We start from the raw sequence: 25243 nt of genomic DNA, 5'->3' as shown, positions 1-25243 counted from the left end.
CTACGCTCGGTCCGTGTTGCGCACCCCACCCCAGGTCACCGTGGTCGCCCTGCCCGGAACCGGCTCCGACGCCGATTTCGCAGCCCGTGCATTCGGACCTGCCGCGGCCGCTCACGGCCTGGAATTCCTTGCCGTCGAACCCGACCCGAAGGCCGTGATCGCGAGCTGTACCGCGGCTTTGCACACCGCCGCCGCGCGCGGACCGGTCCTGGCGGCCGGGATCTCGCTGGGTGCCGCGATCGCCTTACGGTGGGCCACCGGACATCGCGACGCGGTTGTCGGTGTCATCACAGCATTACCCGCCTGGACGGGCCCGGAAACCACTTCGTGCCCCGCCGCTCTGAGCGCCTCGGCAACCGCCGGGCAACTTCGCGCCGACGGTCTGGACGCCGTGATCGCCCGCATGCGCGCCTCGAGCCCGGCCTGGCTGGCCGAGGCGCTCGCCCAGTCCTGGCGCGGCCAGTGGCCCGACCTGCCGCGGGCTCTGGACGAGGCGGCCGCCTACTCCTGGCCGACCGTCGAGGAACTGGCCGCCTGCCCCGTCCCGGTCGCGGTGATCGGCGCGGGCGACGACCCGGTGCATCCGTTCGCCGTCGCCGAAGAATGGGCCGCGACGCTGCCGACGGCCGGATTGCGCCGGATCACCCTCGACGACCTCGGCGCGAACCCGGCGGTCCTCGGACACACCGGGTTCACCGAACTCGACCGTCTCTCGACCGAAAAGATCTCGGCCGCAACCTAGTTCAGGCCGAGTTGCTGCATCGCCGACCCGTCGGCGCCACGCCGCGGTTCGTCGGGCAGCTTCGGCGGCACCGCCGAGGGCGGGGTCTGCGCGGCAGCCGCCTGCGCGGCCATGGCCTGCTGCTGGGCGAGCACCTGCTGCTGATGGGCGGCGGCGAGCTGTTCGGCCAGCTCCTGGGGCAGCACCACGGGCAGCGGGTCACGCACCGGCAGCGGCTCGGAGCCGCGCCGCACCACCGCGTCGGCCAGGACGGCCCGCGCGGCGGTGATGAGCGGGCTGCGATCGTCGACCGCGCCCGAGGGGCCCGCCGCGACCAGCCGGATCATCCAGCGCGGTCCGTCGACACCGATGAAGCGCAGATCGGCGCCCTCGGTGACCGCCTTCACCTCACGACCCCACGGGCCCTTCTCGATGGCGACGCTCGCACCGTCACCGCGCAGCGACTCGGCCAGGTCGGCCGCGACGAGGCGCCACTGCCCGGCCGACTTCGGCGCGGCGTACGCGGCAACGGTGAGCCTGCCGTGCTGGGTGGCCAGGTGCACCGCCTGCGGGGTGCCGTCGGGACTCATCTCCACCTGCAGCTGCCCACCCTCGGGCACCGGGATGACCACCGACCCCAGATCGAGCCTGCGCGCGATCATGTCGTCGGTCACTTCGGTGATGTCGTACGGGCCGGCGGCGGCGTCGGGGGCGTGGTCGAAGTTGCCGTAGATGCGCTCGTCGGTTGGGGCGTCGTCGAAATCGAGGTGGGCGAAGTCGGGGCGGCGGAACTCGTCGGTGTCGTAGTCGTCGGTGTCGGCGAAATCGTCGTAGTCGTCCGCGGCGTAGTCGTCGCCGTAGTCGTCGTCGTAGACCGCGTCGTCCTCGCGCGATGCGCGCTTCTTCTTGCCGAACAGACCCATTACGCCTCCTTGCCGGTCAGGCTCGCGTGCCCGCCGCTCGACCCGTAACCACCCGCGCCACGCACGGTTTCGTCCAAGTCGTCGACCTCGGCGAACTCGACCAGCTCCACCCGCTGCACGAGCAGCTGGGCGATGCGGTCACCGCGGCGCAGCTCGATGGCGGTGCGCGGGTCGTGATTGATCAGGCACACTTTGATCTCGCCCCGATAGCCCGCATCGATCGTGCCCGGTGTGTTCACCACCGACAGCCCCGCCTTCGCGGCCAGACCCGAGCGGGGGTGGATCAGGCCGACCGTGCCGACCGGCAGCGCGAGCGCGATCCCGGTGCCGACCAGCACCCGCTCACCCGGTTCGATGATCACATCCTCGGTGGTACAGAGGTCGACGCCCGCGTCACCCGGATGGGCACGCTTCGGCACAGGGATGCCGGGATCGAGCCGCCGCAGCGGAATCGGTGCAAGTGCGTTCACATCGGTCGAGACTACGCGCTCGGAGCCGGACCAGCGCGTCACGACCCTGCCACGATCGCCTAGTCTTGAACCGTGCCCGACCAGTCCCATTCTCCGACCACCGACGCCGCAGACACCGACGCTCGCGCGGCCGCCGCGCCCACCGTGTCGCCCTACCGGGAGCGCCTGTGGGTGCCACTGTGGTGGTGGCCGGTGGGCTTCGCGATCGCCGGGCTGATCGCCGCCGAGTTCCACATGGGCGCGCCCGGGCTGCGGGCCTGGTTGCCGTACGTGCTGATGGCACCGGTGCCCGTGTGGATTCTGTTGTGGATGAGCCGTCACCGGCTGGAAGTGGCCGTCACCCCCGAGGGAACGGCGGAATTGCGCGTCGACCGCGCCCACCTGCCGGTGAGCTTCGTCGCACGGGCCGCGGCCGTCGCACCGACGGCCAAGAGCGCGGCGCTGGGTCGTCAGCTCGACCCCGCCGCCTATGTCCAGCACCGGCCCTGGATCGGGCCGATGGCATTGCTCGTCCTCGACGACCCGGACGACCCGACGCCGTACTGGTTGATCAGCACGCGCAGGCCCGACCGGGTGTTGGCCGCGCTCGGACTCCCGAGCGCGGGCTGACCCGTCTACCTCGCCGTGGAACGCGTCAGAGGGCGCAGTCCATGCAGATCATCTCGCCACCCTTCTCGCTGGCCAGCCTGCTTCGGTGGTGCACGAGGAAACAGCTCGAGCAGGTGAACTCGTCTGCCTGCTTCGGGACCACCCGAACGCTGAGCACCTCGTCGGACAGGTCCGCGCCGGGAAGCTCGAACGATTCCGCTGTGTCGGTCTCGTCGATGTCCACGACGGCGGACTGCGCCTCGTTGCGGCGGGCCTTCAGCTCCTCGAGCGAATCCTCCGACACTTCGTCGGATTCGGTGCGCCGCGGTGCGTCATAGTCGGTTGCCATGTCGTCTTCCCCTCAGTCCTTACTCCGTAAATACCGGATCAGTTCGATTGCCACGTCCCCGCAGGGAGACGGCGCTCGACCGCCCCGCCGGTGGTGCACCTCACACGTACACCGCTCGACTATCAGGTGGATCGTTGCTCGATCTACTCCGACAGCGTTCGGTTAACGCAGGACATGCCCTTGTTGTTCCCGCGACCGACCACCGTTTCACGGGTGATTATTCGATCTGGGCGGGCAGACAATAGCGGACCTACCGACAAATGTCGCAATCAAAACCCCGCCGCGACGAAACCGACGACGAATCTTCACCTGCCGGGAAACTCGCCGAGACCTCCCGCACTCGCGCATCGGCGGCGGACTCGTAGAGTGAGCGCGTGGTTTCACTGATCACCGAAGGCAGCGCGACCGATCGCGACGGCAAACCCTTTCCGCGACGGCGCCCCGAGCTGTGGCTCGCGATGGTCCTCGTGCTGGCTCTTGTGGCCCTGTTCGTGTGGGTGGCGGCGTTCCGCACCCGCGAGGACAACAACGAGCCGATGGCGTGCAACGCGCCGAGCACACCGACCGCGACCAACGCGCCCAAGCCCGCACCGCTCGGCACCCGAGTCGGGCCCTCGCGCCTGGACGAGGTGGATCCGGCGGCGCTGTCGGAGTCCAAGGTGCGGGTGTTCAACGCCAACGGCAAGAGCGGACAGGCGGGCAACATCGCCTCCGCGCTCGGTGACCTCGGCTTCGCGAGCGCACCGGGGACACAGGTCGGTAACGATCCGGTCTATGTCAGCGGTGACCTCAACTGCACCGGCCAGATCCGCTACGGCGTGAACGGCAGGCCCGCCGCCGCCTCGGTGCAGCTGGTCGCGCCCTGTGCCGAACTGATCGAGGACCCGCGCACCGACGACTCGGTCGACCTGGTGCTGGGCCTGGCCTTCGGCGAGTCGCTCCGCCCGAGCGCCGACGCCGAAGCGGTCCTGCGCGCGCTGAAGAATTTGGCCCCCGGCGCCAGCTCGTCCTCCATCGACCCCGACCTCCTCGACGCCGCCCGCACCGTCAAGTGCTGAGATATCGGCGGCTGGCGCCGCGGGTTTCTCGGCCCGGGGGGCCCGGCTTCTCAGTCGGGTAGGGGTGTTGTCGCGCCGGTCTCGGTGAGGAGGGCGGCGAAATCCTCGGCGATGCCGGGGGCGGCGACGAAGGTCAGTTCGCCCGCGGCACCGCCGACGGTGACCGGCGGGACGTGCACCACCGCGCCCGCTTCGGCGGCGATGAGGGCGCCCGCCGCCCAGTCCCAGGCGTTGAGCCCGTGCTCGTAGTAGGCGTCGAGGTGACCCGAGGCGACGTGGCACAGGTCCATGGCGGCGGCGCCGAGGCGGCGGATGTCGCGGACCTGGGGCAGGATCTCGGTGAGCAGCCTCGCCTGGTCGGCGCGACGCCGGGTGCCGTAGGCGAAACCGGTGGCGACCAGTGCCACCGACAGCGAATCCTCTTGGGTACAGGACAGTTTCGTGCGGGTGCCGTCGGCGGTGACGGCGAACGCCCCGCCGCCGCGCACGGCGCTGTAGGTGGTCGCGGTCGCCACGTCGGCCACCGCTCCCGCTACCGGGGCGCCGTCGATCACCGCTGCCACCGAGACCGCGTACCCGGGCAGGCCGTAGAGGAAGTTGACGGTCCCGTCGATCGGGTCGACCACCCAGGTGACGGCGCCCGGCGCGGTGGCACCGACATCGCCGCCGCCCTCCTCGCCCAGGATCGCGTCGTCGGGTCGGCGCTGGGCGAGCAGGTCGCGGATCAGTTGTTCGGACTCGGTGTCGACCACGGTGACCGGGTCGGTGATGTGCCCCTTGGTCGCCACGGCACCGTCGACGGGTCCCCCGTCGGCGAACACCTCGGGTCGGCGGGCACGCACATGCGCGGCGGCGGTCTCGGCGAGCTCGACGGCGAGCTCGCGCAGTCGTTCGTCGGCGGCGGTCGTGGCGGGGGCAACGGAACTGTGTTGAGGCACCACGCCATCGGATCATATGCGGGAGCCCGAGCGAGCGGTGACTACCGCTACTCTTTGTCCGGCACATCGACCGCGTCAGGCAAGGGGTTCATCCATGTCCGCTCGGGGGCACGCATTCGGCATCGATATCGGGGGAAGTGGCGTGAAGGGGGCCGTGGTCGATCTCGACACCGGTCTGCTCACCCATGAGCGGCTCAAGATCGCCACTCCGCGACCCGCCACGCCCGAGGCGGTGGCGGCGGCCGTGGCCGAACTCGTCGCGCTGGCCGGCTGGGAGGGACCGGTGGGGATCACGCTGCCGTGCGTGGTGCTCGACGGGCACGCCCGCACGGCCGCCAATATCGACCCCGCCTGGATCGGTACCGACGCGCGCGCCCTGTTCTCGGCCGCGCTCGGCGGGCGGACGGTGACGGTGCTCAACGACGCCGACGCGGCGGGGCTTGCCGAGGACAGCTACGGCACCGCCCGCGACCTGAACGGCCTCACCCTGCTGCTCACTTTCGGCACCGGGATCGGCTCGGCGTTTCTCTACAACGGCACACTTGTGCCCAACTCCGAGCTCGGCCACCTCGTCATCGAGGGGGTGGAAGCGGAGCACATGGCCGCCGCCTCGATCAAGGACCGCGACGGCCTCACCTACCCGGAGTGGGCGCAGCGGGTGAGCACGGCCCTGATCCACATCGAGAACCTCTTCTGGCCGAAGGTGATCGTGGCGGGCGGCGGTATCAGCCGCGATCACGAGCAGTGGATACCGTTGCTCACGAACCGAACTCCGGTGATTCCGGCCGTGTTGAAGAACACCGCGGGTATCGTCGGCGCGGCGATGGCCATCGCCGGGGGCATCGCGCCGTAACGCACGAGGACGACGCCGCAACGCCTGGAGGGCATCGTGGCACTGAGTACCCTGGTTGGATCGTTACAATGGAACACGTCCGGCGGTGAGCCGGTGAAACCTTCCGGCCTCAGCCGGTCGCGAGCAAGCCGGTGAACGAGCCGGAGAGCACCCGACCGACGCACCGCCGGTGCAACCCGACCGACCGCTCCGCCGGAAACCACTCTGGCGTGACGCCGCACGAGACCGTCACGAAAGGGCGTACGTGGTAGCCACGAATACCCGTCAGACCGCCGACTCGGCCGACGCCGATGCCGACGACGCCGTAACTCCCGCCAAGAAGGCTCCGGCGAAGAAGGCCGCTGCCAAGAAGGCCCCGGCGAAGAAGGCCGCTGCCAAGAAGGCCCCGGCGAAGAAGGCTGCCGCCAAGAAGGCCCCGGCGAAGAAAACCGCGGCCAAGAAGGCGACCGCGGCCGAGGGGGGCGAGGAGCAACTCGACGACGAGTCGATCGAACTCGACGATCTCGGTGATCTCGAGGTCGCCGAGGACGAACTCACCGACGGTGATGTCATCGTCGAGGAGGTCGCCGACGACACCGCCGATGCCGCCGACACCACCGAGCCGACCGAGAAGGACAAGGCCTCCGGCGATTTCGTCTGGGACGAGGAGGAATCCGAGGCGCTGCGTCAGGCGCGCAAGGATGCCGAACTCACCGCCTCCGCCGACTCGGTCCGCGCCTACCTCAAGCAGATCGGCAAGGTCGCGCTGCTCAACGCCGAGGAGGAGGTCGAACTCGCCAAGCGGATCGAGGCCGGCCTGTTCGCGGCGGAGAAGATGCGCGAGTTCGCCGAGGCGGGCGAGAAGCTGTCGGTGACCACCCGCCGCGATTTCAACTGGATCGTGCGCGATGGCAACCGGGCCAAGAACCACCTGCTCGAGGCCAACCTGCGCCTGGTGGTGTCGCTGGCCAAGCGCTACACCGGCCGCGGCATGGCGTTCCTCGACCTGATCCAGGAGGGCAACCTGGGTCTGATCCGCGCGGTCGAGAAGTTCGACTACACCAAGGGTTACAAGTTCTCGACCTACGCCACGTGGTGGATCCGTCAGGCCATCACCCGTGCCATGGCCGACCAGGCACGCACCATCCGTATTCCGGTGCACATGGTGGAGGTCATCAACAAGCTCGGGCGCATCCAGCGCGAGCTGCTCCAGGACCTGGGCCGTGAGCCCACCCCGGAGGAGCTGGCCAAGGAAATGGACATCACGCCGGAGAAGGTCCTCGAGATCCAGCAGTACGCGCGTGAACCCATCTCGCTCGACCAGACCATCGGCGACGAAGGCGACAGCCAGCTCGGCGATTTCATCGAGGACTCCGAGGCGGTCGTCGCGGTCGACGCGGTGAGCTTCACCCTGCTGCAGGATCAGCTGCAGTCGGTGCTCGAGACGCTGTCCGAGCGTGAGGCGGGCGTGGTGCGGTTGCGCTTCGGCCTCACCGACGGTCAGCCGCGCACCCTCGACGAGATCGGTCAGGTCTACGGCGTCACGCGTGAGCGCATCCGGCAGATCGAGTCCAAGACGATGAGCAAGCTGCGTCACCCGAGCCGTTCGCAGGTGCTGCGCGACTACCTCGACTAGGCATTCGCGAGACGAGGCCCGGACCTTATGACAAGAGGTCCGGGCCTTTTCTTGTGTCCGTCGCCGAATTCCGAACGGTCCGTTTACCACAGAAGACTCGCGGTAATCGTTTCGTGATCAAACCCACACTCCTGGATTGCGCTGTGATGGCACCGAATTCGGGGTTTTCGCCGTATCGTCACGTCCAGCTTTTCGTTCTACCGCCGACCGGTCAGCGGTACCGGCATTGAGGGTTTGCGCGGCGTGCTCGACATCTATCACTTCAGTTACGGCTGGATCACCCCTGTTCTCGCCTATTTCATGTCCGTCACCGGTTGCCTGCTCGGACTGCAGTGCGCCGCGCGTGGACGCAACGCCACCGAGGGGCGGGTGAGCTGGCTCGTCGGCGCCGCCATCGCGATCGGCGGAACCGGTATCTGGGTCATGCATTTCATCGCGATGCTCGGGTTCAGCATCCGGGGCGCGGAGATCCGCTACGACGTCCCCCTGACTATGCTCAGCGCGATCACGGCGATGGTCGTCGTCGGGATCGGGCTGTTCATGGTGAACAAACCGCAGCCGACGCTGCGCTCGCTCGTGGGCGGTGGCACCATCGCCGGACTCGGGGTGGGCACCATGCACTACGCGGGCATGTATGCGATGAAGTCGACGGCAACGGTGTCCTACGACGCGATGATCGTCACGCTGTCGCTGGTGATCGCGGTGGTCGCCTCGATCGTCGCGCTGTGGTTCACCTTGCGCGTCAAGGGATTTCTGGCCACCATCGGCGCCTCGCTGATCATGGGCGTAGCCGTCACCGGCATGCATTACACCGGCATGGCGGCCATGAAGGCGCACCCCGGTCACCATGGCGGGCCACCCTCGGGGGCGGGGGCGATGGAACTGCTCGCACCGCTGATCGGGGTGAGCAGCATCGTCACCATGCTGGTGCTGATCAGTGTGAGCCTCACCGAGATCGAGAACGAGGAGGCGCTGCCGCGCATGTGGCTCACCTCCCGCCACGAGCCGCGTAAGCGTGCCGTGCCGCCACCCGCGATGCCCGCGCCGGTGCGGATGCAGGAGCCGATCGAATACCGCACGGAGGAACTGGCCTACGACGTGGCGGGTGCCTGGCCGCGCCGGGTCATCGATTAGTCACGTCGCCGAAAGGCTCCGGCGCCCACCACGAGTGACGACGGGTTCGATCACCCGCGCGATGACGGGACCGAGCACCGCCATCAGCAGCACATAGGCCGACGCGAGCGCGACGAGGCGGTGGTCGGCGGTGCCGTAGCTCACCGCCAAACCGGCGATGACGATGGAGAATTCGCCGCGGGCGACCAGCGCAGCACCCGCTCGCGCCCGGCCCGCCCGCGCGATGCCCTCCCTGCTCGCCGCCCACCAGCCGACGACCATCTTGGTGCCCGTGGTGACCACCGCGAGCCCCGCCGCCCAGGCGAGCACCGGCGGAATGGCAGCCGGGTCGATGGACAGGCCGAAGGCCACGAAGAAGATGGCCGCGAACAGATCGCGCAACGGTTCGAGCAGCTTGGCCGCCTCCTGCGCGGTCGACCCCGAGATCGCGATGCCGAGCAGGAAGGCGCCGACCGCGGCCGACACGTTCAGCGCCGAGGCCGCACCGGCGACCAGCAGCGCCGCGCCGATCAGCTGCAGCAGGAACACCTCGCGATCGGTGCTGTCGAGCACCGCAGAGACCACCCGCCCGAACCGCAACGCCACCACCAGCACCACGGTGATCGTCGCCAGCGCGACGGCCAGCGACACCAGCCCGCTGAGCAGGCTCAGGCCCGCCAGCATCATGGTGAGGATGGGCAGATACACCGCCATCGCGAGGTCCTCGAACACGAGGATCGAGAGCACCACGGGGGTTTCTCGGTTACCGAGGCGGCCGAGGTCGTCGAGGAGTTTGGCCACGATCCCCGAGGACGAGATGTAGGTGACGCCGCCGAGCACCACGGCGCCGAGAATGCCCCAGCCCAGGATCAGGGCGACGGCGGCGCCGGGCAGCGCGTTGGCGAGCAGGTCGAGCACACCGGCGGTCCAGGAGCGGCGCAGCCCGGTCATCAGTTCGGGTGCGGTGTATTCGAGCCCGAGCAGCAACAGCAGCAGTACCACGCCGATCTCGCTGGCGACGTGACCGAATTCGATCGCGCCTTCCAGTTCCACGAAACCGCCACGCCCGAACGCCAGCCCGCCGAGCAGGTACAGCGGGATCGGTGACATTCCGAACCGGCCTGCGATCCGGCCGCAGATCCCCAGCGCGAACAAGATCATGCCTAGTTCGAGCAGCGCCAGGGCCTGCGCGGTCACGGCCGTCAGCCGTGCGTGAGAATTTTCGCGGCAGCGTCCAGGCCTTCCGGCGTACCGACGACCACGAGCTGGTCGCCCTCGGTGAAGGTGAAGTCCGGACCTGGTGAGGGGTGGAGCTGGCCGGCACGCATCACGGCCACGATCGAGGTCTTGGTGCGGGTCCGCATCCCGGTCTCGCCGAGTGTGCGTCCCGCGTACGGTGACTCGGCGAGCAGCACGAGCTGACGGGTGGTGATGCCGGGCAGGTCGCGGTGGTCGTCGTTGAGCTTGGCCACCAGTTGTGGTGCGCCGAGCAGATTGGCCAGCACCGAGGCCTCGTCCACCGACAGCGGCACCTGCGCGGCGATGGCGTCGGGGTCGTCGGGCTTGGACACGATCAGATCGATGTCACCGTCGCGATGGGCGACCACCCCGACGCGGCGCCCCGACCTGACCTCGAAATCCTTGCGCACTCCGATCCCCGGTAGCGCTGTGACATCGACATTCACATATCCACGATAGACCCGTCGGAGCCCGGTTGTGTCCGACGCCACTCACGGTCGGCGTGGGGTATGGAACACGCCGTCCGGGCCCGGTCGATAGGGCGAGACGTCGAGCACCGCGGCGACCGGCAGCGGCCCGTACAGGTGCGGGAACAGCATCGGCTCCGGGTCGCCCGGCACGCCCGGTTCCCACTTCAGCGGCGACGCGAGCCGGGCCGGGTCCAGCCACAGCAGCACCAGATCCGTGCGACCGGCGAAGAGACGATTCGCGGGCAGCCGCACCTGTTCGGGAGTGGACAGGTGTACGAAGCCGCTCTCGGCCAGCGACGGCGGGCGGCGTTGCCCGTCGTGCGCAAATTGTTGCCACTCTTGGGAAGAACACAGGTGAACAAGCGTGTGAGTGTCGGATATCACGGGTAATCTCCGGGTAGACAACAGGTTCGGACGGTGAAGACCCTGTCACACGGTGGGCGGTGGGGCCGCACGGTGGTGATCGAGCTCGTGGCGTAACGAGCAACACCACAGCGAGCGACACAGTCGATGAGTGTCAGGATCGAACAGGAGGTGGGAAACGGCGCCACGGGTGATCGGCGGGTGCTCGAGACCGACGACCAGCGCATGTTCGCTTTCAGCGAAACCGCAGGTCGTGTTATCGAAAACACAAAGATTCACTTCCGGGAACAAAGCCTGAACCCCGAACGTCTGACAGAGTAGTCGTACCACTGCTGGGAAGTAGCGGACGCGAGCCACGTGGAGTGACCACGGGGCCCACACCTAGGCGAACGGCCACGCAGCGCCGGGAGCCGGGACGGAGGAGTCATGCCAGGAACCCTGACCAGCACCCCACTGACCGCGGTCGATCGTTGCGATCGTTGCGGGGCGGCTGCCCGAGTGCGTGCCGTTCTTCCCGCGGGTGGCGAGTTGCTCTTCTGCCAGCACCACGCGAATGAACACATGGACCGTTTGCGCGAGCTCGAAGCCGTGATCGACACGGAATCGGCTCCAGCTCTCTGACCACTCCTCTCGCGTCCGAACACAACAACATCCGACAATAGAAAACCCCCGACAGCGGGCGACCGGATTCCGGCGCCCGCTGTTGTGGTGTCCGGGGTCAGACGGTGTCGGCGAGGATGCCGTCGACCAGGGTCGCGACACCGTAGGCGTAGGCACCGTCCGGATCGGCGGGGGCCTGATAGTGCTCGCCCACCGTGGCGCCCACGCGTGCGGCGAGGGGGAACTGGTCGGCGGGCATCACTTCGGCCAGCAGCGGGCCGTGTACCCGCCACCAATCGGCATCGCTGAGCTGGTCGGCCGCGCCCGCCGCCGCGACGGCGAGGCGGGCATTGCCGGTGGCGAAATCGGTGAGCACCGCGATGGCGCGGTCCATCGCCAGATCCGACAGGCCCGCGCCGTCGATAGCGCGCAGCTGGTTCTCGTAGCGGCGCATCCTCGCCGGGCCCAGGACCTGGCGCCACGGCGACACCTCGAGCAGCCACGGGTGGGCGAGGAGCTCGGTGCGGACCCGGTCCGCGACGGCGATCATGCGCTCGCGCAGCGGCAGCTCGGCGGGGATCGGCTCGTCCTCGGCGGCCACGGCGTCGACCATCAGCACCAGCAGCGCCTCCTTGCTCGGCACATAGGTGTAGAGACTCATGGCACGCACATCGAGGGCGGCGGCCACCGCGCGGATGGTCACCTTGCCGATGCCGTCGCGATCGGCCAGGGCGATGCCCGCCGCCACGACCGCGTCGACCGTGAGGCCGGGTTTGGGGCCGCGCGCGCCGGGCTTGGCAGGCAGGGCATGACGCCACAGCAACTGCACGAGCTGGGCGGCCTGGTCGGTGGATCTGCCGTCGGTCGGCATGCGCGAAACCTTTTCCGGTCGGTCGGGAACAAATTCAGTACAGTGTACGTTATTAGCCTGTTCGCGCTGCCCGATCAGAGGAGAATGTTCTGCCCGCCATCCAGGCCACCTACCTTCCCGATCGTCACCTGTTCGCCCTGTGGACCTGGAGCGGACTCGGTGCCGGGCACCCACCACGCGACGTCGGAGACCCCGAGACGTTGACGCTGGCGCTGCCGGTCGGTGAGCGCGGGGCGCTCGAGCCGGTCGAGGTACCCGCTGCCGTCGTGACCGGTTCGGAGTTGCTCGAGTTGTCCGTCGCCGACCTGGGCCCGTCGGCCTTGGCCTGGCGCATGCTCCTCGACGACGCCCGCACGGACGTCGACCGTCGGCATCGGGAGGCGCCCACCGCCGATGAAGCTCGTGCGGACGCGGGCGATGGGCGGCCCTCGATCGGCCTCGGCACGGGCGAGCGGCCCGCCGCGAATGCACGGCCCACCGCGAATGCACGGGCGGCCGAGAATGCAGGGGCGGCCGCCGATGCGCTCGAGCTGCCGATCGCGGCGCATGCGGTGCCCAACGCTGTGGGGACGGCGGTCGTGTCGGCCGAGCGGGCGGTGCGGGTGGTGCGGGAGACCGAAGCCGCGGCGGCGGAGCTCGCCGGGGCGCTCGAGGCGACCCTTCGCCCGTATCAGGTGCGTGGGGTCGGATGGTTGCGGGAGACCGTCGCCGCGTACGGCGGGGCGGTGCTCGCCGACGAGATGGGCCTCGGCAAGACCGTGCAGACGATCGGGTTCCTCCAGGGGCGGGCCGCGGGGCCGCAGCTGGTGGTGTGTCCGACCTCGCTGGTCGGGAACTGGGTGCACGAGATCGCACGGTTCGCACCCGGGCTGACGGTGGTGTCGTGGCGTGGCGGTGCGGTGTCCGCAGCCCCGGGGACCGTCGTGGTCACCGGGTATCCGACGCTGCGTCTGCACGGGTCGGCGCTGACCGAGAAGCAGTGGGCCACCGTCGTCTTCGATGAAGCGCAGGCGTTGAAGAATCCGCGCACCCAGGTGTCGCGGGCCGCGCGTGCGGTGCCCGCCGACGCCAAGGTCGCGCTCACCGGCACCCCGGTGGAGAACCATCTCGACGAACTGTTCGCCCTGCTGAACCTCACCGTGCCCCGGTTGTTCGCGCACCGCACCCAGTTCCGGCGCCGATTCGTGCGGCCGATCGAGGAGGGTTCGGCCGATGCGGCCGCCCGGTTGCGTGACGCGGTGGAACCGGTCTTGCTGGGCCGCAAGAAGATTCAGGTGGCGGCGTCGCTGCCGGCCAAGATCCACAGCGATCTGCTGTGCGACCTCACCCCGGAGCAGGAGAAGGCCTACGACACGGTGCTCGCCGCGGCCTTGGACGAGGGTTTCGGATCGGGTCTACAACGACAAGGCCGGGTGCTCGCGGCGCTCACGCACCTCAAACAGGTGTGCAACCACCCCGGCTTGGTCACCGGCGACCTCGGCGAATTGTCCGGGCGCTCGGGCAAACTCGAGCTGTGCACCGACATCGTGGCGACCAATCTCGACACCGGTGATCCCACGCTGATCTTCACCCAGTACCGGCAGACCGGCGAGTTGCTCGTGCGCCACCTGGCCGAACAGTTCGGGGTGCGGGCGCCGTTCTTCCACGGTGGACTCGACGCCGATCAGCGTGCCGCGATCGTTCGCGAGTTCCAGTCACCCGACGGCCCACCGGTTCTCATCCTGAGCCTGCGTGCCGCGGGCACCGGTCTCACCCTCACCCGCGCCGCCGACGTGATCCACTTCGACCGATGGTGGAATCCGGCGGTGGAGGCCCAGGCTTCGGATCGGGCGCACCGCATCGGGCAGACGCGCACGGTCACCGTCACCACGCTCACCAGCGCCACCACGGTGGAGGAACACATCGCGGGCATGCACACCCGCAAGTCGGCCCTCACCGACCTGTCCGATGCCGCGGGCATCGCCGAACTGGCCCGCCTCGACGACGACGCCCTGGTCGACATCCTGCGACGGAAGCGAGAGAGCTGATGGCAGACAACGAGTTCGGGTACACGCCGTGGGGTAAGGACTGGGTGCGACTGGCCGAACCGCTGCGTCAGACCCGCCCCGAACCGCTGCTGCCGCGCGCCCGCAGCGTCGCCCGCAACAACGGGGTGCGCGCCGAGATCGAGGGCCGCACGGTGCGCGCGCACCTGCACCGGGGCGGGCAGGCCTCGATCGCGCACGTGGAGGTGGCGCCGCTCTCGCGCGCGGCGGTGACCGCGATCGAGCAGGTGATTCCCGACGCCACCGTCGTCACCGACGACATGCACCGAGCCCTCCTCGACGCGGGCCACTCCCCCGCCCCGACCCTGGTGAGCACGGACTGCTCCTGCTCCGCCCGCACACCCCGCTGCCTCCACGTGCTCGCGGTGCTCTACACGATCGCCCGCCAGGTGGACGAAAACCCCCGTCTCGCACTGGAATTGCAGGGCTACTTCGACACCGCCCACGACCCGGAAGCACCCGTCGCCGAGTCACCCTGGACCCCCATCCACACCCTCGACCCTGCCCGCTTCTTCTCCGTCACCGGCTGAACCCGCCCGAGTCGACTCCACGTCGGCCGTGCCGCGTGGCGTCAGCCGCGTGTCAGGCAGTTGCGCGTGGTGTGTGCCGAATGGGCGCCTGATAGTCGGCGGCGTTTCGAACCGGCTGGGTCAGGCGTTGGTGCCGCCGTCGACGGTGATGACTGCGCCGGTGATGGTGCGGGCTGAGGGACCTGCGAGGAAGGCGACCAGGTCCGCGATGTCGTCGGGGGTGCCGAAACGGCCGAGCGCGTTGAACTCTCGTTGAGTGGGTGCGTGCTCGCCCGCCGCCGGGTTCATGTCCGTGTCGGTGGGGCCGGGCTGGACGAGGTTGACGGTGATGCCGCGCGGGCCGAGTTCCCTGGCCAGCGCCTTGGTGTAGCCGTTGAGGGCCGACTTGCTCAGGTTGTAGAGGGCCAGGCCGCCGAACAGGGCGCGGTCGGTGAGGTTCGATCCGATGGAGATGATGCGCCCACCTTCGCCGAGGTGGGCCAGCGCGGCCTGGCCCGCGACGAACGGTGCCCTGGCGTGGATGTCGAGCGCCCGATCGATCTCGGCGAGGGTGAATTCCTCGTAGGGCTTGGCCGGGAAGATGCCCGCGTTGTTCACCAGCACGTGGAGGCCGCCGAGTTCGTGCGCGGTCCGGTCGACGGCCGCGACCACGGCGGCGGCATCGGCGCTGTCGGCCTGGATCGGCAGCGCGCGCCTGCCGAGCGCCTCGATGTCGGCGGCGACGGACTTCGCGGCGACCTCGTCGCGCTGGTAGGTGAACGCCACATCGGCGCCGGTGGATGCCAGTTTCCGGGCGATGGCGGCGCCGATCCCCCGGCTGGCGCCGGTCACCAGGGCGACGGTGGTGCTGTGCGACATGAAGGCTGCTCCAATTCTGTAGTGGTCGATACACAAAGAGAGAAGCGTATCCGACCGGCTCACGTCAAGCTTTTTCTTAACAATCGATACAGAAATTCTGGGCTACGGCGATCGCGGTATATTTACCGATCGGCACAGAAAGGTCTCCCATGGCAGAACGTGGTCGCCCCCGCGCCTTCGACCGGGATGTCGCCCTGCGGCGGGCGATGGAGGTGTTCTGGGAACGCGGCTACGAGGGCGCGTCGATGAGCGACCTCACCACCGCTATGGGCATCAACTCACCCAGCCTGTACGCGGCCTTCGGCGACAAGGAATCCCTGTTCCGGGAAGCCGTGGCGCTCTACGGCCGCGCCGAAGGATCACGCACGGCGCGGGCGCTGAGCGAACAACCCACCGCCTATGCCGCGATCGCGGCCATGCTGCACGACAACATCGTCATGTACACCGACCCGGGCCTGCCCCAGGGCTGCATGGTGGTCCTCGCGGGCGCCACGTACACCACCCGCAACGCCTCGGTGCGCGAGTTCCTCATCGAGGCACGCCGCCGCACCACGGCCGACATCCAGGCACGGCTGGAGCGCGGCGTCATCGAGGGCGATCTGAAACCGGGCACCGACACCGCCGCGCTCGCCGCCTTCTTCAGCACTGTCCTCTACGGGCTGTCCGTCCAGGCACGAGACGGCGTGGGCCACACCGAACTCACCGCCGCCGCCGACTCCGCGCTGGAGATTCTCGCCGCCGCTCGAACCGCTTAGCTCAACCGAGCGCGAACCCAGCCGCGACAACTACCCGCTCACATCCGCACGACTATCGCCGGCGCAGCGCCGCAATTCGTTCGGTGAGTTGATCGGCGGTCGCCAAAGCTGTTGGCGGACCACCGCATTCGCGGCGGAGTTCGCCGTGGATGACGCCGTGTGGTTTCCCGGTGCGGTGGTGGTGCATGGCGACGAGGCTGTTGAGTTCGCGGCGCAGTTCGCCCAGCTTGTCCGATGTCGCGACCCGTTCGGCCACGGCGGCGGGCTGGGGGGCGGCGACGGCGGCGCTGCGTTCCGACAGCTGACGCGACTGCCGGTCGCGCAGCAGCGCCCGCATCTGATCGGCGTCGAGCAGACCGGGGATGCCGAGGTAGTCGGCTTCCTCGTCGCTGCCCGCGAAGGTGGCGGTGCCGAAGGAGGATCCGTCGTAGATCACCTGGTCGAGTTCGGCGTCGGCGGCCAGGGCGACGAAGGACTTCTCCTCCTCGCCCGGCTCGTCCTTGGTCTTGTTCGCCTCGGTGAGCAGTTCGTCGTCGAGGGCGTTCTTCTCGCGGTGCGGTTTGCCGATCACGTGGTCGCGTTGCAACTCGAGCTGCGCGGCCAGATCCAGCAGCACCGGCACCGACGGCAGGAACACGCTCGCGGTCTCCCCAGGCTTGCGGGCACGCACGAAACGCCCGATGGCCTGGGCGAAGTACAGCGGTGTCGACGCGCTGGTGGCGTACACGCCGACCGCGAGGCGTGGCACGTCGACGCCTTCGGACACCATGCGCACCGCGACCATCCACGGCTGGGTGCTGCTCGCGAACTCGCCGATGCGCTGCGAGGACTGCGGGTCGTCGGAGAGCACCAGCGCGGGCCGCTCCCCCGAGATGTGTTCCAGCAGTTCGGCGTAGTCGCGGGCGCGTTCCTGATCGGTGGCGATGACCAGCCCACCGGCGTCCGGGATGCCGGAGGACCGCAACTGCCGCAGCCGGGTGTCGGCCGCGCGCAGCACCGCCGAGATCCAGTCGCCCGCGGGGTCGAGCGCGGTGCGCCAGGCGCGGGCGGTCTGTTCGGCGCTGAGGGGTTCGCCGAGGCGGGCGGTGTGTTCCTCGCCCGCGCTGTCGCGCCAGTGCGCGTCACCGGAGTAGGCGAGGAACACCACGGGTCGGACGACGCCGTCGGCGAGGGCGTCGGCGTACCCGTAGGAGTGGTCGGCGCGCGAACGCGGGAAACCGGACTCGTCGGGTTCGTAGGTGACGAACGGGATCTTGGAATCGTCGCTGCGGAACGGCGTACCGGTCAGGGCCAGGCGGCGGGTGGCGTCACCGAACGCCTCCTCGGTGGCCTCGCCCCAGGATTTCGCGTCGCCCGCGTGGTGGATCTCGTCGAGGATCACCAGGGTGCGGCGGTTCTCGGTGCGCACCCGGTGCCGGGTGGGGTGTGCGGCGACCTGGGCGTAGGTGACGACCACACCGTGGTAGTCGCCGGAGGTGCCGCCGGTGGAGTTGGAGAAGCGGGAGTCGAGCTGGATACCCGAGCGCGCCGCGGAGGCGGCCCACTGGTGCTTGAGGTGCTCGGTCGGCGCGACGACGGTGATCTGATCCACCGTCCGATCCGCCAGCAACTCGGCGGCAACCCGCAGCGCGAAGGTGGTCTTACCGGCGCCGGGCGTGGCGACCGCGAGGAAGTCGCGTGGCTTGGTGGCCAGGTATTTCGTCAGGGCGCGGCGCTGCCAGGCGCGCAGGGAACCGCCCGACGCACCACCTGCCGTCGAATCGCCCGGTGTACCCGCTTCTCTCGCCGCAGCGACGCCACCCGACCCAGTCACGCAGACGACCCTAGCCGCCCGATACGGCGTGTCGCCAACACCGGCGCGACGCGCGCGACGGGCGTCACATCCCGGCCGAGGTCACCGGCCATTTACCTGTTACCCACCGACACGATGCTCGTCCCGCACCCCATGGTCGACGTCGGTGCGGGATGCTGGACAACGACATGAGCAACAACGAGGCCCACGCGACCGACGCCGTGTATCCGCCGCCCACCCCTGGGCCCGGCGGTGCGGTGGCCGTACCCGTGCCCGCCGGGCAACATCCGCGCGAACACGCGCGGTGGCTGTCCTGGTCGCGGACGGCGTGGCGGCTGATCGTGCGGGTCTCGCACAAGTGCTGGGACAATTCGATTTTCGCCAAGTCGGCGGCGGCGGCGTTCTGGCAGACGCTGTCGCTGGCACCGCTGCTGCTCGGCCTGCTCGGCAGCCTCGGCTACGTGGGTGGACTGTTCGGGCCCGACACCGTGCAGATCGTGGAAGCCAAGATCATCGCGTTCAGCCGGGACTTCTTCAGCCCGTCGGTGGTGTCGGACCTGATCGAACCCACCGTCGACGATGTGCTCGGCCGTGGCCGTGGCGCGGTGGTGTCGTTCGGTTTCGTGCTGTCGCTGTGGGCCGGGTCCTCGGCCATGGCGACCTTCGTCGACGCGATCGTCGAGGCGCACGGTCAGCAGGATGCCCGCCACCCGGTGTGGCAACGCATCTTCGCGTTGCTGCTGTATGTGCAGTTCCTGGTGGCGGCGGTGTTGTTGCTGCCGATGATCGCGCTCGGGCCCACCCGCATCGGGCGGGTGCTACCCGATGCCTGGCGCGAACCGGGGCTGCGGGTGATCGACACGTTCTACTACCCGATCGTCGGGTTGCTGCTCATCGTCGGACTCGCCACGCTCTACAAGCTCGCGCTGCACAAATCGCTGCCGTGGCACCGGTTGTTCGCCGGGGCACTGGTCGCGGGGGTGTTCTTCATGGCCGCCAGCGACCTGCTGCGCCGCTACCTGTCCTGGATCACCGAGACCGGGGTGAGTTACGGCGCGCTGGCCACCCCGATCGCGTTCCTGCTGTTCACCTATTTCCTCGGCTTCGCGGTGATCCTCGGCGCCGAGTTCAACGCGGCGGTGCAGGAGTTCTGGCCCGCACGCGCCACCCGCATCGAGCAGGTGAAGGAATGGATCACCAGTCAGGTGCTCGGTGACGACGAAACCGACAGCGAACACGACGAAACCGCCGACGCCTCGACGGAGGCGCCGGCGTCGTCACCGACGGCGGAACCGGCTCAGTCGCCGCCCTTGCGCAAGCGCTCGTAGACCTTCTTGCAGTCCGGGCAGACCGGTGAGCCGGGCTTGGGCGACCGGGTCACCGGGAACACCTCACCGCACAGCGCGACGACCATGGTGCCCATCACGGCACTTTCGGCGATCCGGTCCTTCTTCACGTAGTGGAAGAACTTGGGGACGTCGTCACCGGTCGTCTCGTCGGTCGTGGTTTCCGGGCGTACCAGAGTGTCCGTACTCATGCCTTCCATGATGCCGCATCCGGGCGGTGGCTCGCTGACCAGCCGCGTGTGCGCCCGCCGACGGTAAGTGGAAGACTCGGGAGCATGCAGTCCAACGGCGAGTCCCCCGGCGCCGGCGATCCGACCCCGGAACCCGAAGTGCACCTGCCGGGCAAAGGTGCCTCGCGGGGGTTCTTTCGCGACTCCGGTGAGCATCCGGTGCTCATCACCGAGGCCGCGACCTCGCTCGACGAGCAGCACCGCGCCCGGGTACGCCGCTACATGATCATCATGGGTTTCCGGATCCCGTGCCTGATCCTCGCGGCAATCGCCTACAGCGTGTTCGAGAACCCGCTCATCTCCATCCTCATCATCGCCGCGTCGGTGCCGCTGCCGTGGATCGCGGTGCTGGTCGCCAACGACCGGCCGCCGCGCACCAAGGACGAACCGAGCCGCTGGGACGGGCGCCGCGAGGAGATCGCTCTCGAGGTGCGCTCACGCAAAGCCCTCGAGTGAGCGCCGCGGCCGCCTGATCAGGATCGACATCAGCGCCGCCGCGCCGCACAACCCGCCCGCCAGATACCAGGCCAGGTCGTAGGAACCGTTGAGGTCGCGGATGAAGCCCGCGCCGGTGGCCGCGATCGCCGCACCGACCTGGTGGGCGGCGAACACCCAGCCGAACGCGATCGGACCGTCGGCGCCGAACAGTTCCCGGCACAGCAGCACCGTCGGCGGGACCGTCGCGATCCAGTCCAGGCCGTAGAAGATGATGAACACCCACATGCTCGGCTGGGTGTGCGGGCCGAGCAGCGACGGCAGGATCAGCAGCGACAGTCCGCGCAGCGAGTAGTAGCCGAGCAGCAGATAACGCGGGTCCACCCGGTCCGACAGCCACCCCGAGGCGATGGTGCCCACCACATCGAAGACCCCGACCAATGCCAGCAACCCGGCCGCCGTGGTCGGTGGCATGCCGTGGTCGTGCGCAGCGGTGACGAAATGGGTGCCGACCAGGCCGTTCGTCGATGCGCCACACACCGCGAAACCGCCTGCGAGCAACCAGAATCCGGGCCTGCGGGCGGCTGTGGCGAGCACCCGAAGCGCCCGGCCCGCTCCCCCGGCGACCGGCTGCCGCACCCCGACGTCCGAACCGGGTTCGGCACCGTAGGCGCGCACGCCCGCATCGCTCGGATAGTCGCGCACGAACAACCACACCAGCGGCACCACCGCCAGGGCAACGCCCGCGACGATCACCGACGGCAGGCGCCACCCGTGATCGTGGGCGAGCATCGAGACCAGCGGCAGGAACACCAGTTGCCCCGTCGCACCCGCCGCCGTCAGGATGCCCGTCACCAGGCCTCGGCTGCGGACGAACCAGCGGCCGGTGATGGTGGCGACGAACGGCATGGACATCGAACCGACGCCGATACCGACCAGCAGACCCCACGTCATCAGGAGCTGCCAGGACTGGGTCATGAACACCGTCAGTCCGGCGCCCGCGGCGATCAGCACCAGCGCCGCGCACACCACCCGGCGGATACCGAACCGGTCCATCAGCGCCGCGGCGAACGGCGAGATCAGGCCGTAGAGCAGCATGTTCAGGGAGACGGCGGCCGAGATCGTCGCGTGCGACCACCCGAACTCGTCGTGCAACGGTTCGATCAGGACGCTGGGGACCGACCGGAACGCCGCCGCGCCGAGGAGCGCGACGAAGCCGACGCCCGCGACGATCCAGGCGGGGTGCAGGGTGCGACGGGGTTCGTCGACGAGCCGAACGACTACCGCTGGTTCGGGTTCGATCGGGACTTCACCGGCGGGCGGCGTGAGTGGGCGCAGGTCGGTCACCCTGGTGATCATGAAGGATGTTGCCGTTTCGAACGAGTGGCCGGAGTGACACGTTTCGTCGATATCCGGCCAATTCGATCGACCGGCCGGGTCGCGGCGACCGGAGCCCGCACCGGGCCCAGCATTTCGGTCGACAGCGCGGCCTGCGCGGCATACCGTGCGAAAGGAGCCGCCGATGCCCGTGCCGCACGGCCTCTGCCGGGTTCGCGACGGTCGGGCCTTGCTTTCGTGGCGGTGTCTCGAACCTCCGATCTACCAGGGAGACACTATGATTCGTTGGACCTGGGCGTTCATCGACCGGCCCGCAGCCACTTTCGACGAGTGCGTACGGTTCTGGGCAGAGGCGACCGGGTCGACGGTGTCGCCGCCGCGTGGAGCGCACGGTGAGTTCGTCACGCTGCTGCCGCCGACCGGGCCCGCGTGGCTGAAGATGCAGCGGGTGGGCGGCGCGGGCGGGACACACCTCGATCTGGATGTCGACGACATCCCCGCCGCGGTAGCGGAGGCGACGGCGCTCGGGGCCCAGGTCGTCCTGGTCGATCCCGACTACACAGTATTGGAATCACCTGCGGGACAGACCTTCTGCTTCACTCCTGCGGGCCCGCCCCCCGCTACCGGTGCGACGGCACGGGTCACGGCGCCCGATGGAAATGTCGCGGCACTGGACCAGATCTGCCTCGACCTCGCACCGACCGACCTCGACTCCGACACCTCGTTCTGGCAGGCGCTCACCGGGTGGTCCCCCGAATCGACCCGGCGCCCCGAGTTCGAACGCCTGCGCGATCCCGCACAACCACTGCAGTTCCTGCTGCAACGCCTCGACGAGCCTCGACACCCCGGCGCCCACATCGATTTCGCGGCCACGGATATGTCAGCCGTCGCCACCTGGCACGAATCCCTCGGCGCCACCCGTCTCGTGGACGAGGAGTTCTGGATCGTCCTCGCCGATCCCAGCGGCACCCCCTACTGCGTGACCTCCCGCAAGCCTTCCTGAGCTGGCCGCGGCGCGGTGCGCCGAGGCTGACAGAGTGGTCGGGTGCCTACGAAACCCACCACCACCGGTTCCCTGCTCACCGCACTGTGCCCGGATCTGCGCGCGGCGCTGACCAGGGTGGACTACACCGCCGACGGGCTGGTCGACGCGCTCGGCCCGGATGTGCATGCGGCACTCGGCCGTTCGGAGCCGGTGCCGGTGCGTCGTGCCGCGCGCGACGCCGGTGAGCTCGGCACACTGATCCGGTTGTTGCTGCTCGGCGACGCACTGCCCGAAACCGACGTGGCCGCGGCGCTGGCGCCGGTCCGCCTCGACGACGCCGTAGCCGCCGGGCTGCTCACCAGAGACGGCGACGAGGTGAGCGCCGCACTCGACCTGCGCCCGCTCGACGCCGGCCACGGGAACCGCTGGATCCTGTCGGATCTCGACGACTCGATGCGCAGGCGAACCCTCACCGAGGAGCACGTTCTCGGCGTCGGCCACGCCTCGCTCTCGCTGCTGCGGGCCACCCCGACCGAACCGGTGGGCACCGTGCTCGACCTGGGCACCGGCTGCGGTGTGCAAGCCGTGCACGCGGCCGCCTACTCGGACAGGATCACCGCAACCGATGTGAATCCGCGCGCGCTCTGGCTCGCACAGGCCACCGCCGCGCTCAACGAACTCGAGATCGAGCTGCTCGAAGGGTCGTGGTTCGAGCCGGTGGCGGGCAGGCGGTTCGATCAGATCGTCGCCAATCCGCCCTTCGTCGTGGGGCCCGCACGCATCGAACACACCTACCGGGACTCCGGGCTCGCGCTCGACGGGGCGAGCGAGCTGGTGATCGGGCAGGCCGCCGGGCTGCTCGCACCCGGCGGTACCGCGGCCATGCTCGCCGCCTGGGTGCATGTCGAGGGGCAGGACTGGCGGCAGCGGGTGTCGTCGTGGTTGCCGGAACACGGCGTCGACGCGTGGGTGGTGCAGCGCGATGTCGCCGATCCCGGACTGTATGTGGGCACCTGGTTGCGCGACGCGGGCCTGGACCCGCGCGACCCGGAGGCGCAGGAACGCGCGGCACGCTGGCTCGATGCCTTCGAGGCCGCCGACGTGGCGGGTATCGGCTTCGGCTTCGTCTACCTGCGGGCCATCGACGGGCCGACCGAACTGCTTGCCGAGGACCTCACCCACGGCTTCGACGACCCGCTCGGGGCCGAAGTGGGCGACTATTTCGCCCGTTCGGCCTGGTTGCGAGCGGTGGGCGCCGACGAAAACCTCGCGTGGCGTTCACGTTTCGCGCCGAGCCCGGCCACTGCCCTGGAACGGGTGTACCTGCCGGGTGAGGACGGCTGGGCCGAGCAGGTGGCGCGGTTGCACCGCGGCGACGGTCCGCGCTGGCAGCACGAGGTCGACGAGACGACCGTCGCGCTCGTCGCGGGAATGCGGGCCGACGGTCTGCCGTTGTACGAGCTGATCGAACTGCTCGCGCTCGCCGACGGAGCCGAGCAGGTGACCCCCGAGTTCGCGGCCCAGGCCCTCGGCGTGGTCGCCGGTCTCGTCCGCCACGGATTGATACGGCCGGTGTAGACCGGGCCGGACGGGGCACGCGTTCCACGACGGCGTCCTTCTCAGGAACTTCTCAGCCGTGCGCGGATAAATCCGCAGCTCAGAGCGGTTTATCACGCACGGGATCGGGAACTTTCTCTAAGTCGGGTCCGTTGATCGGAGTGAGACACCACCGACAGGAGGCAAGTCATGACAAGCCCCGCCACTACTCGAGTGCGCCCCAGCGAGTCCGATATCGACGCCCAGAGCCCCGCCGCCGACCTGGTACGCGTGTACCTGAACGGGATCGGTCGCACGGCACTGCTCACGGCGGCCGACGAGGTCGAGCTGGCCAAGCGTATCGAGGCGGGCCTGTATGCCCAGCACCTGCTCGAGACCGGCAAGCGGTTATCGGCGGCCCGCAAGCGTGACCTGGCCGTTCTGGTCCGCGAGGGGCAAGCCGCCCGCTCGCACCTGCTCGAGGCCAACCTGCGTTTGGTGGTTTCGCTGGCCAAGCGCTACACCGGCCGCGGCATGCCGTTGCTCGATCTCATCCAGGAGGGCAACCTCGGCCTCATCCGCGCGATGGAGAAGTTCGACTACGCCAAGGGCTTCAAGTTCTCCACCTACGCCACCTGGTGGATCCGCCAGGCCATCACCAGGGGTATGGCCGATCAGAGCCGCACCATCCGGCTGCCCGTGCACCTGGTCGAACAGGTGAACAAGCTCGCCAGGATCAAGCGCGAACTGCATCAGCAGCTCGGTCGCGAGGCCACCGATGCCGAACTGGCCAACGAGTCGGGCATCCCGGTGGAGAAGATCGCCGACCTGCTCGACCACAGCCGCGACCCGGTGAGCCTCGACATGCCCGTCGGTAACGACGAGGAAGCGCCCCTCGGCGACTTCATCGAGGACTCCGAGGCCACCTCGGCCGAGAGCGCCGTGATCGCGGGCCTGCTCCACCACGACGTCCGCAGCGTCCTGGCCACCCTCGACGAACGCGAACAGCAGGTCATCCGCCTGCGCTTCGGCCTCGACGACGGGCAACCCCGCACCCTCGACCAGATCGGCAAGCTGTTCGGCCTGTCCCGCGAGCGGGTGCGTCAGATCGAGCGCGAGGTCATGTCGAAGCTGCGCAAGGGTGAGCGCGCCGACCGCCTGCGTGCCTACGCGAGCTGACCCCCCCGTCAGCGCCGTACTGATCCGCCGCCTTCGTGCCGAC

28 protein-coding genes are annotated in these 25243 nt (G+C 69.2%); 16 read left to right on the top strand and 12 right to left on the bottom strand.

The window, feature by feature from the left end; genetic code table 11:
• Window positions 1-13: 13 nt before the first annotated feature.
• Window positions 14-742, top strand: a complete 729-nt coding sequence (locus NI2_RS20195; protein ID WP_067492851.1) for an alpha/beta fold hydrolase — start codon at window positions 14-16, stop codon at window positions 740-742.
• On the opposite strand, the gene NI2_RS20190 is transcribed toward NI2_RS20195, so the two are convergent.
• Entirely contained in the window at window positions 739-1638 is a 900-nt protein-coding gene (locus NI2_RS20190) for a DUF3710 domain-containing protein (protein ID WP_067493035.1), read from the bottom strand. The two genes, NI2_RS20195 and NI2_RS20190, sit on opposite strands and share 4 nt — an antisense overlap.
• 5 nt (window positions 1639-1643) lie before the next feature.
• Entirely contained in the window at window positions 1644-2114 is a 471-nt protein-coding gene (gene dut / locus NI2_RS20185; protein WP_067492849.1) for a dUTP diphosphatase, read from the bottom strand.
• Between the two features lie 144 nt (window positions 2115-2258).
• Here dut and NI2_RS20180 point away from each other — a divergent pair, with 144 nt between their 5' ends.
• Window positions 2259-2723 carry a DUF3093 domain-containing protein gene (locus tag NI2_RS20180; RefSeq protein ID WP_067493032.1) on the top strand — a complete coding sequence of 155 codons (465 nt, stop codon included), beginning with the start codon at window positions 2259-2261 and terminating at the stop codon, window positions 2721-2723.
• A 25-nt stretch (window positions 2724-2748) separates the two neighbouring features.
• Here NI2_RS20180 and NI2_RS20175 read toward each other — a convergent pair whose 3' ends face one another.
• The gene (locus tag NI2_RS20175; RefSeq protein WP_067492847.1) at window positions 2749-3051 is read right to left on the bottom strand and encodes a DUF4193 domain-containing protein; all 303 of its coding nucleotides are present in this window, start codon (window positions 3049-3051) and stop codon (window positions 2749-2751) included.
• A 374-nt stretch (window positions 3052-3425) separates the two neighbouring features.
• Here NI2_RS20175 and cei point away from each other — a divergent pair, with 374 nt between their 5' ends.
• A complete protein-coding gene (gene cei / locus NI2_RS20170; RefSeq protein WP_067492845.1) occupies window positions 3426-4109 on the top strand; it encodes an envelope integrity protein Cei in 684 nt (227 codons plus the stop codon).
• Window positions 4110-4159: 50 nt separating this feature from the next.
• Here cei and NI2_RS20165 read toward each other — a convergent pair whose 3' ends face one another.
• Window positions 4160-5050: an inositol monophosphatase family protein gene (locus tag NI2_RS20165; protein WP_279537536.1), complete on the bottom strand. Its 891-nt coding sequence runs from the start codon at window positions 5048-5050 to the stop codon at window positions 4160-4162.
• Window positions 5051-5141: 91 nt separating this feature from the next.
• On the opposite strand from NI2_RS20165, the gene ppgK reads away from it, so the two are divergent.
• From ppgK to NI2_RS20150, 3 genes are all read left to right on the top strand, one after another.
• Entirely contained in the window at window positions 5142-5900 is a 759-nt protein-coding gene (ppgK, locus tag NI2_RS20160; RefSeq protein ID WP_067492843.1) for a polyphosphate--glucose phosphotransferase, read from the top strand.
• Between the two features lie 244 nt (window positions 5901-6144).
• Window positions 6145-7515: an RNA polymerase sigma factor gene (locus NI2_RS20155; RefSeq protein WP_067492841.1), complete on the top strand. Its 1371-nt coding sequence runs from the start codon at window positions 6145-6147 to the stop codon at window positions 7513-7515.
• A gap of 243 nt (window positions 7516-7758) precedes the next feature.
• Window positions 7759-8649: an MHYT domain-containing protein gene (locus NI2_RS20150; RefSeq protein ID WP_084476568.1), complete on the top strand. Its 891-nt coding sequence runs from the start codon at window positions 7759-7761 to the stop codon at window positions 8647-8649.
• On the opposite strand, the gene NI2_RS20145 is transcribed toward NI2_RS20150, so the two are convergent.
• From NI2_RS20145 to NI2_RS20135, 3 genes are read right to left on the bottom strand one after another with little or no spacing between them, the layout of a single operon-like run.
• Window positions 8650-9825 carry a cation:proton antiporter gene (locus tag NI2_RS20145; RefSeq protein ID WP_067492839.1) on the bottom strand — a complete coding sequence of 392 codons (1176 nt, stop codon included), beginning with the start codon at window positions 9823-9825 and terminating at the stop codon, window positions 8650-8652.
• A 5-nt stretch (window positions 9826-9830) separates the two neighbouring features.
• Window positions 9831-10313, bottom strand: a complete 483-nt coding sequence (locus NI2_RS20140; protein ID WP_067492837.1) for a cation:proton antiporter regulatory subunit — start codon at window positions 10311-10313, stop codon at window positions 9831-9833.
• 45 nt (window positions 10314-10358) lie between these two features.
• A complete protein-coding gene (locus NI2_RS20135; protein WP_084476554.1) occupies window positions 10359-10721 on the bottom strand; it encodes a DUF952 domain-containing protein in 363 nt (120 codons plus the stop codon).
• A gap of 126 nt (window positions 10722-10847) precedes the next feature.
• Here NI2_RS20135 and NI2_RS33910 point away from each other — a divergent pair, with 126 nt between their 5' ends.
• Together NI2_RS33910 and NI2_RS35225 are read left to right on the top strand one after the other, a co-directional pair.
• Window positions 10848-11021 (top strand): hypothetical protein, encoded by a 174-nt coding sequence (locus NI2_RS33910; protein ID WP_157104669.1) that lies wholly within the window; start codon window positions 10848-10850, stop codon window positions 11019-11021.
• Between the two features lie 105 nt (window positions 11022-11126).
• Window positions 11127-11321: a DUF7455 domain-containing protein gene (locus NI2_RS35225; protein ID WP_029903635.1), complete on the top strand. Its 195-nt coding sequence runs from the start codon at window positions 11127-11129 to the stop codon at window positions 11319-11321.
• A gap of 97 nt (window positions 11322-11418) precedes the next feature.
• Here NI2_RS35225 and NI2_RS20125 read toward each other — a convergent pair whose 3' ends face one another.
• Window positions 11419-12171: a TetR/AcrR family transcriptional regulator gene (locus NI2_RS20125; protein ID WP_067492835.1), complete on the bottom strand. Its 753-nt coding sequence runs from the start codon at window positions 12169-12171 to the stop codon at window positions 11419-11421.
• A gap of 128 nt (window positions 12172-12299) precedes the next feature.
• Here NI2_RS20125 and NI2_RS20120 point away from each other — a divergent pair, with 128 nt between their 5' ends.
• Window positions 12300-14198: a DEAD/DEAH box helicase gene (locus tag NI2_RS20120; RefSeq protein WP_067492833.1), complete on the top strand. Its 1899-nt coding sequence runs from the start codon at window positions 12300-12302 to the stop codon at window positions 14196-14198.
• Window positions 14198-14746: a hypothetical protein gene (locus NI2_RS20115; RefSeq protein WP_067492831.1), complete on the top strand. Its 549-nt coding sequence runs from the start codon at window positions 14198-14200 to the stop codon at window positions 14744-14746. The genes NI2_RS20120 and NI2_RS20115 overlap by 1 nt, the downstream gene beginning before the upstream one ends.
• Before the next feature lie 120 nt (window positions 14747-14866).
• Here NI2_RS20115 and NI2_RS20110 read toward each other — a convergent pair whose 3' ends face one another.
• Window positions 14867-15604 carry an SDR family NAD(P)-dependent oxidoreductase gene (locus tag NI2_RS20110; protein ID WP_067492829.1) on the bottom strand — a complete coding sequence of 246 codons (738 nt, stop codon included), beginning with the start codon at window positions 15602-15604 and terminating at the stop codon, window positions 14867-14869.
• A gap of 149 nt (window positions 15605-15753) precedes the next feature.
• Between NI2_RS20110 and NI2_RS20105 the strand changes: the two genes are divergently transcribed.
• Window positions 15754-16359: a TetR/AcrR family transcriptional regulator gene (locus NI2_RS20105; RefSeq protein ID WP_067492827.1), complete on the top strand. Its 606-nt coding sequence runs from the start codon at window positions 15754-15756 to the stop codon at window positions 16357-16359.
• A 52-nt stretch (window positions 16360-16411) separates the two neighbouring features.
• On the opposite strand, the gene NI2_RS20100 is transcribed toward NI2_RS20105, so the two are convergent.
• Window positions 16412-18088, bottom strand: a complete 1677-nt coding sequence (locus NI2_RS20100; protein ID WP_067493026.1) for a DEAD/DEAH box helicase — start codon at window positions 18086-18088, stop codon at window positions 16412-16414.
• A 251-nt stretch (window positions 18089-18339) separates the two neighbouring features.
• Between NI2_RS20100 and NI2_RS20095 the strand changes: the two genes are divergently transcribed.
• Window positions 18340-19479, top strand: coding sequence for a YihY/virulence factor BrkB family protein (locus NI2_RS20095; RefSeq protein ID WP_084476566.1), 1140 nt, complete (start codon window positions 18340-18342; stop codon window positions 19477-19479).
• Here NI2_RS20095 and NI2_RS20090 read toward each other — a convergent pair.
• Window positions 19449-19688, bottom strand: coding sequence for a DUF3039 domain-containing protein (locus NI2_RS20090; protein ID WP_067493022.1), 240 nt, complete (start codon window positions 19686-19688; stop codon window positions 19449-19451). The genes NI2_RS20095 and NI2_RS20090 overlap by 31 nt on opposite strands.
• A gap of 84 nt (window positions 19689-19772) precedes the next feature.
• Between NI2_RS20090 and NI2_RS20085 the strand changes: the two genes are divergently transcribed.
• Window positions 19773-20183, top strand: a complete 411-nt coding sequence (locus NI2_RS20085) for a DUF3099 domain-containing protein (RefSeq protein ID WP_084476553.1) — start codon at window positions 19773-19775, stop codon at window positions 20181-20183.
• On the opposite strand, the gene NI2_RS20080 is transcribed toward NI2_RS20085, so the two are convergent.
• Complete coding sequence (locus tag NI2_RS20080; protein WP_255284030.1) at window positions 20163-21521, bottom strand: MFS transporter; 1359 nt, start codon at window positions 21519-21521, stop codon at window positions 20163-20165. The genes NI2_RS20085 and NI2_RS20080 overlap by 21 nt on opposite strands.
• Before the next feature lie 256 nt (window positions 21522-21777).
• Between NI2_RS20080 and NI2_RS20075 the strand changes: the two genes are divergently transcribed.
• The 3 genes from NI2_RS20075 (at window position 21778) to NI2_RS20065 (ending at window position 25200) form a co-directional block, all read left to right on the top strand.
• On the top strand, window positions 21778-22503 hold the full coding sequence (locus NI2_RS20075) for a VOC family protein (protein WP_067492825.1): 726 nt from the start codon (window positions 21778-21780) through the stop codon (window positions 22501-22503).
• Between the two features lie 42 nt (window positions 22504-22545).
• A complete protein-coding gene (locus NI2_RS20070; protein ID WP_067492823.1) occupies window positions 22546-24063 on the top strand; it encodes a DUF7782 domain-containing protein in 1518 nt (505 codons plus the stop codon).
• Between the two features lie 168 nt (window positions 24064-24231).
• Entirely contained in the window at window positions 24232-25200 is a 969-nt protein-coding gene (locus NI2_RS20065; protein ID WP_067492821.1) for a sigma-70 family RNA polymerase sigma factor, read from the top strand.
• Window positions 25201-25243: the final 43 nt, after the last annotated feature.

This window comes from Nocardia ignorata NBRC 108230, assembly GCF_001612905.1.
Lineage (GTDB): Bacteria > Actinomycetota > Actinomycetes > Mycobacteriales > Mycobacteriaceae > Nocardia > Nocardia ignorata.
Note: the sequence above shows the minus strand (reverse complement) of the source record. Positions and strands in the feature narration are given on the sequence as shown.

What these genes read in the sequence shown, in the direction of transcription:
- NI2_RS20080 (WP_255284030.1), bottom strand. Translation starts at nt 21,521, where the DNA reads ATGATCACCAGGGTGACCGACCTGCGCCCACTCACGCCGCCCGCCGGT.
- NI2_RS20065 (WP_067492821.1), top strand. Translation starts at nt 24,232, where the DNA reads ATGACAAGCCCCGCCACTACTCGAGTGCGCCCCAGCGAGTCCGATATC.
- NI2_RS20175 (WP_067492847.1), bottom strand. Translation starts at nt 3,051, where the DNA reads ATGGCAACCGACTATGACGCACCGCGGCGCACCGAATCCGACGAAGTG.
- NI2_RS20110 (WP_067492829.1), bottom strand. Translation starts at nt 15,604, where the DNA reads ATGTCGCACAGCACCACCGTCGCCCTGGTGACCGGCGCCAGCCGGGGG.
- ppgK (WP_067492843.1), top strand. Translation starts at nt 5,142, where the DNA reads ATGTCCGCTCGGGGGCACGCATTCGGCATCGATATCGGGGGAAGTGGC.
- NI2_RS35225 (WP_029903635.1), top strand. Translation starts at nt 11,127, where the DNA reads ATGCCAGGAACCCTGACCAGCACCCCACTGACCGCGGTCGATCGTTGC.
- NI2_RS20115 (WP_067492831.1), top strand. Translation starts at nt 14,198, where the DNA reads ATGGCAGACAACGAGTTCGGGTACACGCCGTGGGGTAAGGACTGGGTG.
- NI2_RS20125 (WP_067492835.1), bottom strand. Translation starts at nt 12,171, where the DNA reads ATGCCGACCGACGGCAGATCCACCGACCAGGCCGCCCAGCTCGTGCAG.
- NI2_RS20095 (WP_084476566.1), top strand. Translation starts at nt 18,340, where the DNA reads ATGAGCAACAACGAGGCCCACGCGACCGACGCCGTGTATCCGCCGCCC.
- NI2_RS20090 (WP_067493022.1), bottom strand. Translation starts at nt 19,688, where the DNA reads ATGAGTACGGACACTCTGGTACGCCCGGAAACCACGACCGACGAGACG.
- NI2_RS20085 (WP_084476553.1), top strand. Translation starts at nt 19,773, where the DNA reads ATGCAGTCCAACGGCGAGTCCCCCGGCGCCGGCGATCCGACCCCGGAA.
- NI2_RS20075 (WP_067492825.1), top strand. Translation starts at nt 21,778, where the DNA reads ATGATTCGTTGGACCTGGGCGTTCATCGACCGGCCCGCAGCCACTTTC.
- NI2_RS20105 (WP_067492827.1), top strand. Translation starts at nt 15,754, where the DNA reads ATGGCAGAACGTGGTCGCCCCCGCGCCTTCGACCGGGATGTCGCCCTG.
- NI2_RS33910 (WP_157104669.1), top strand. Translation starts at nt 10,848, where the DNA reads ATGAGTGTCAGGATCGAACAGGAGGTGGGAAACGGCGCCACGGGTGAT.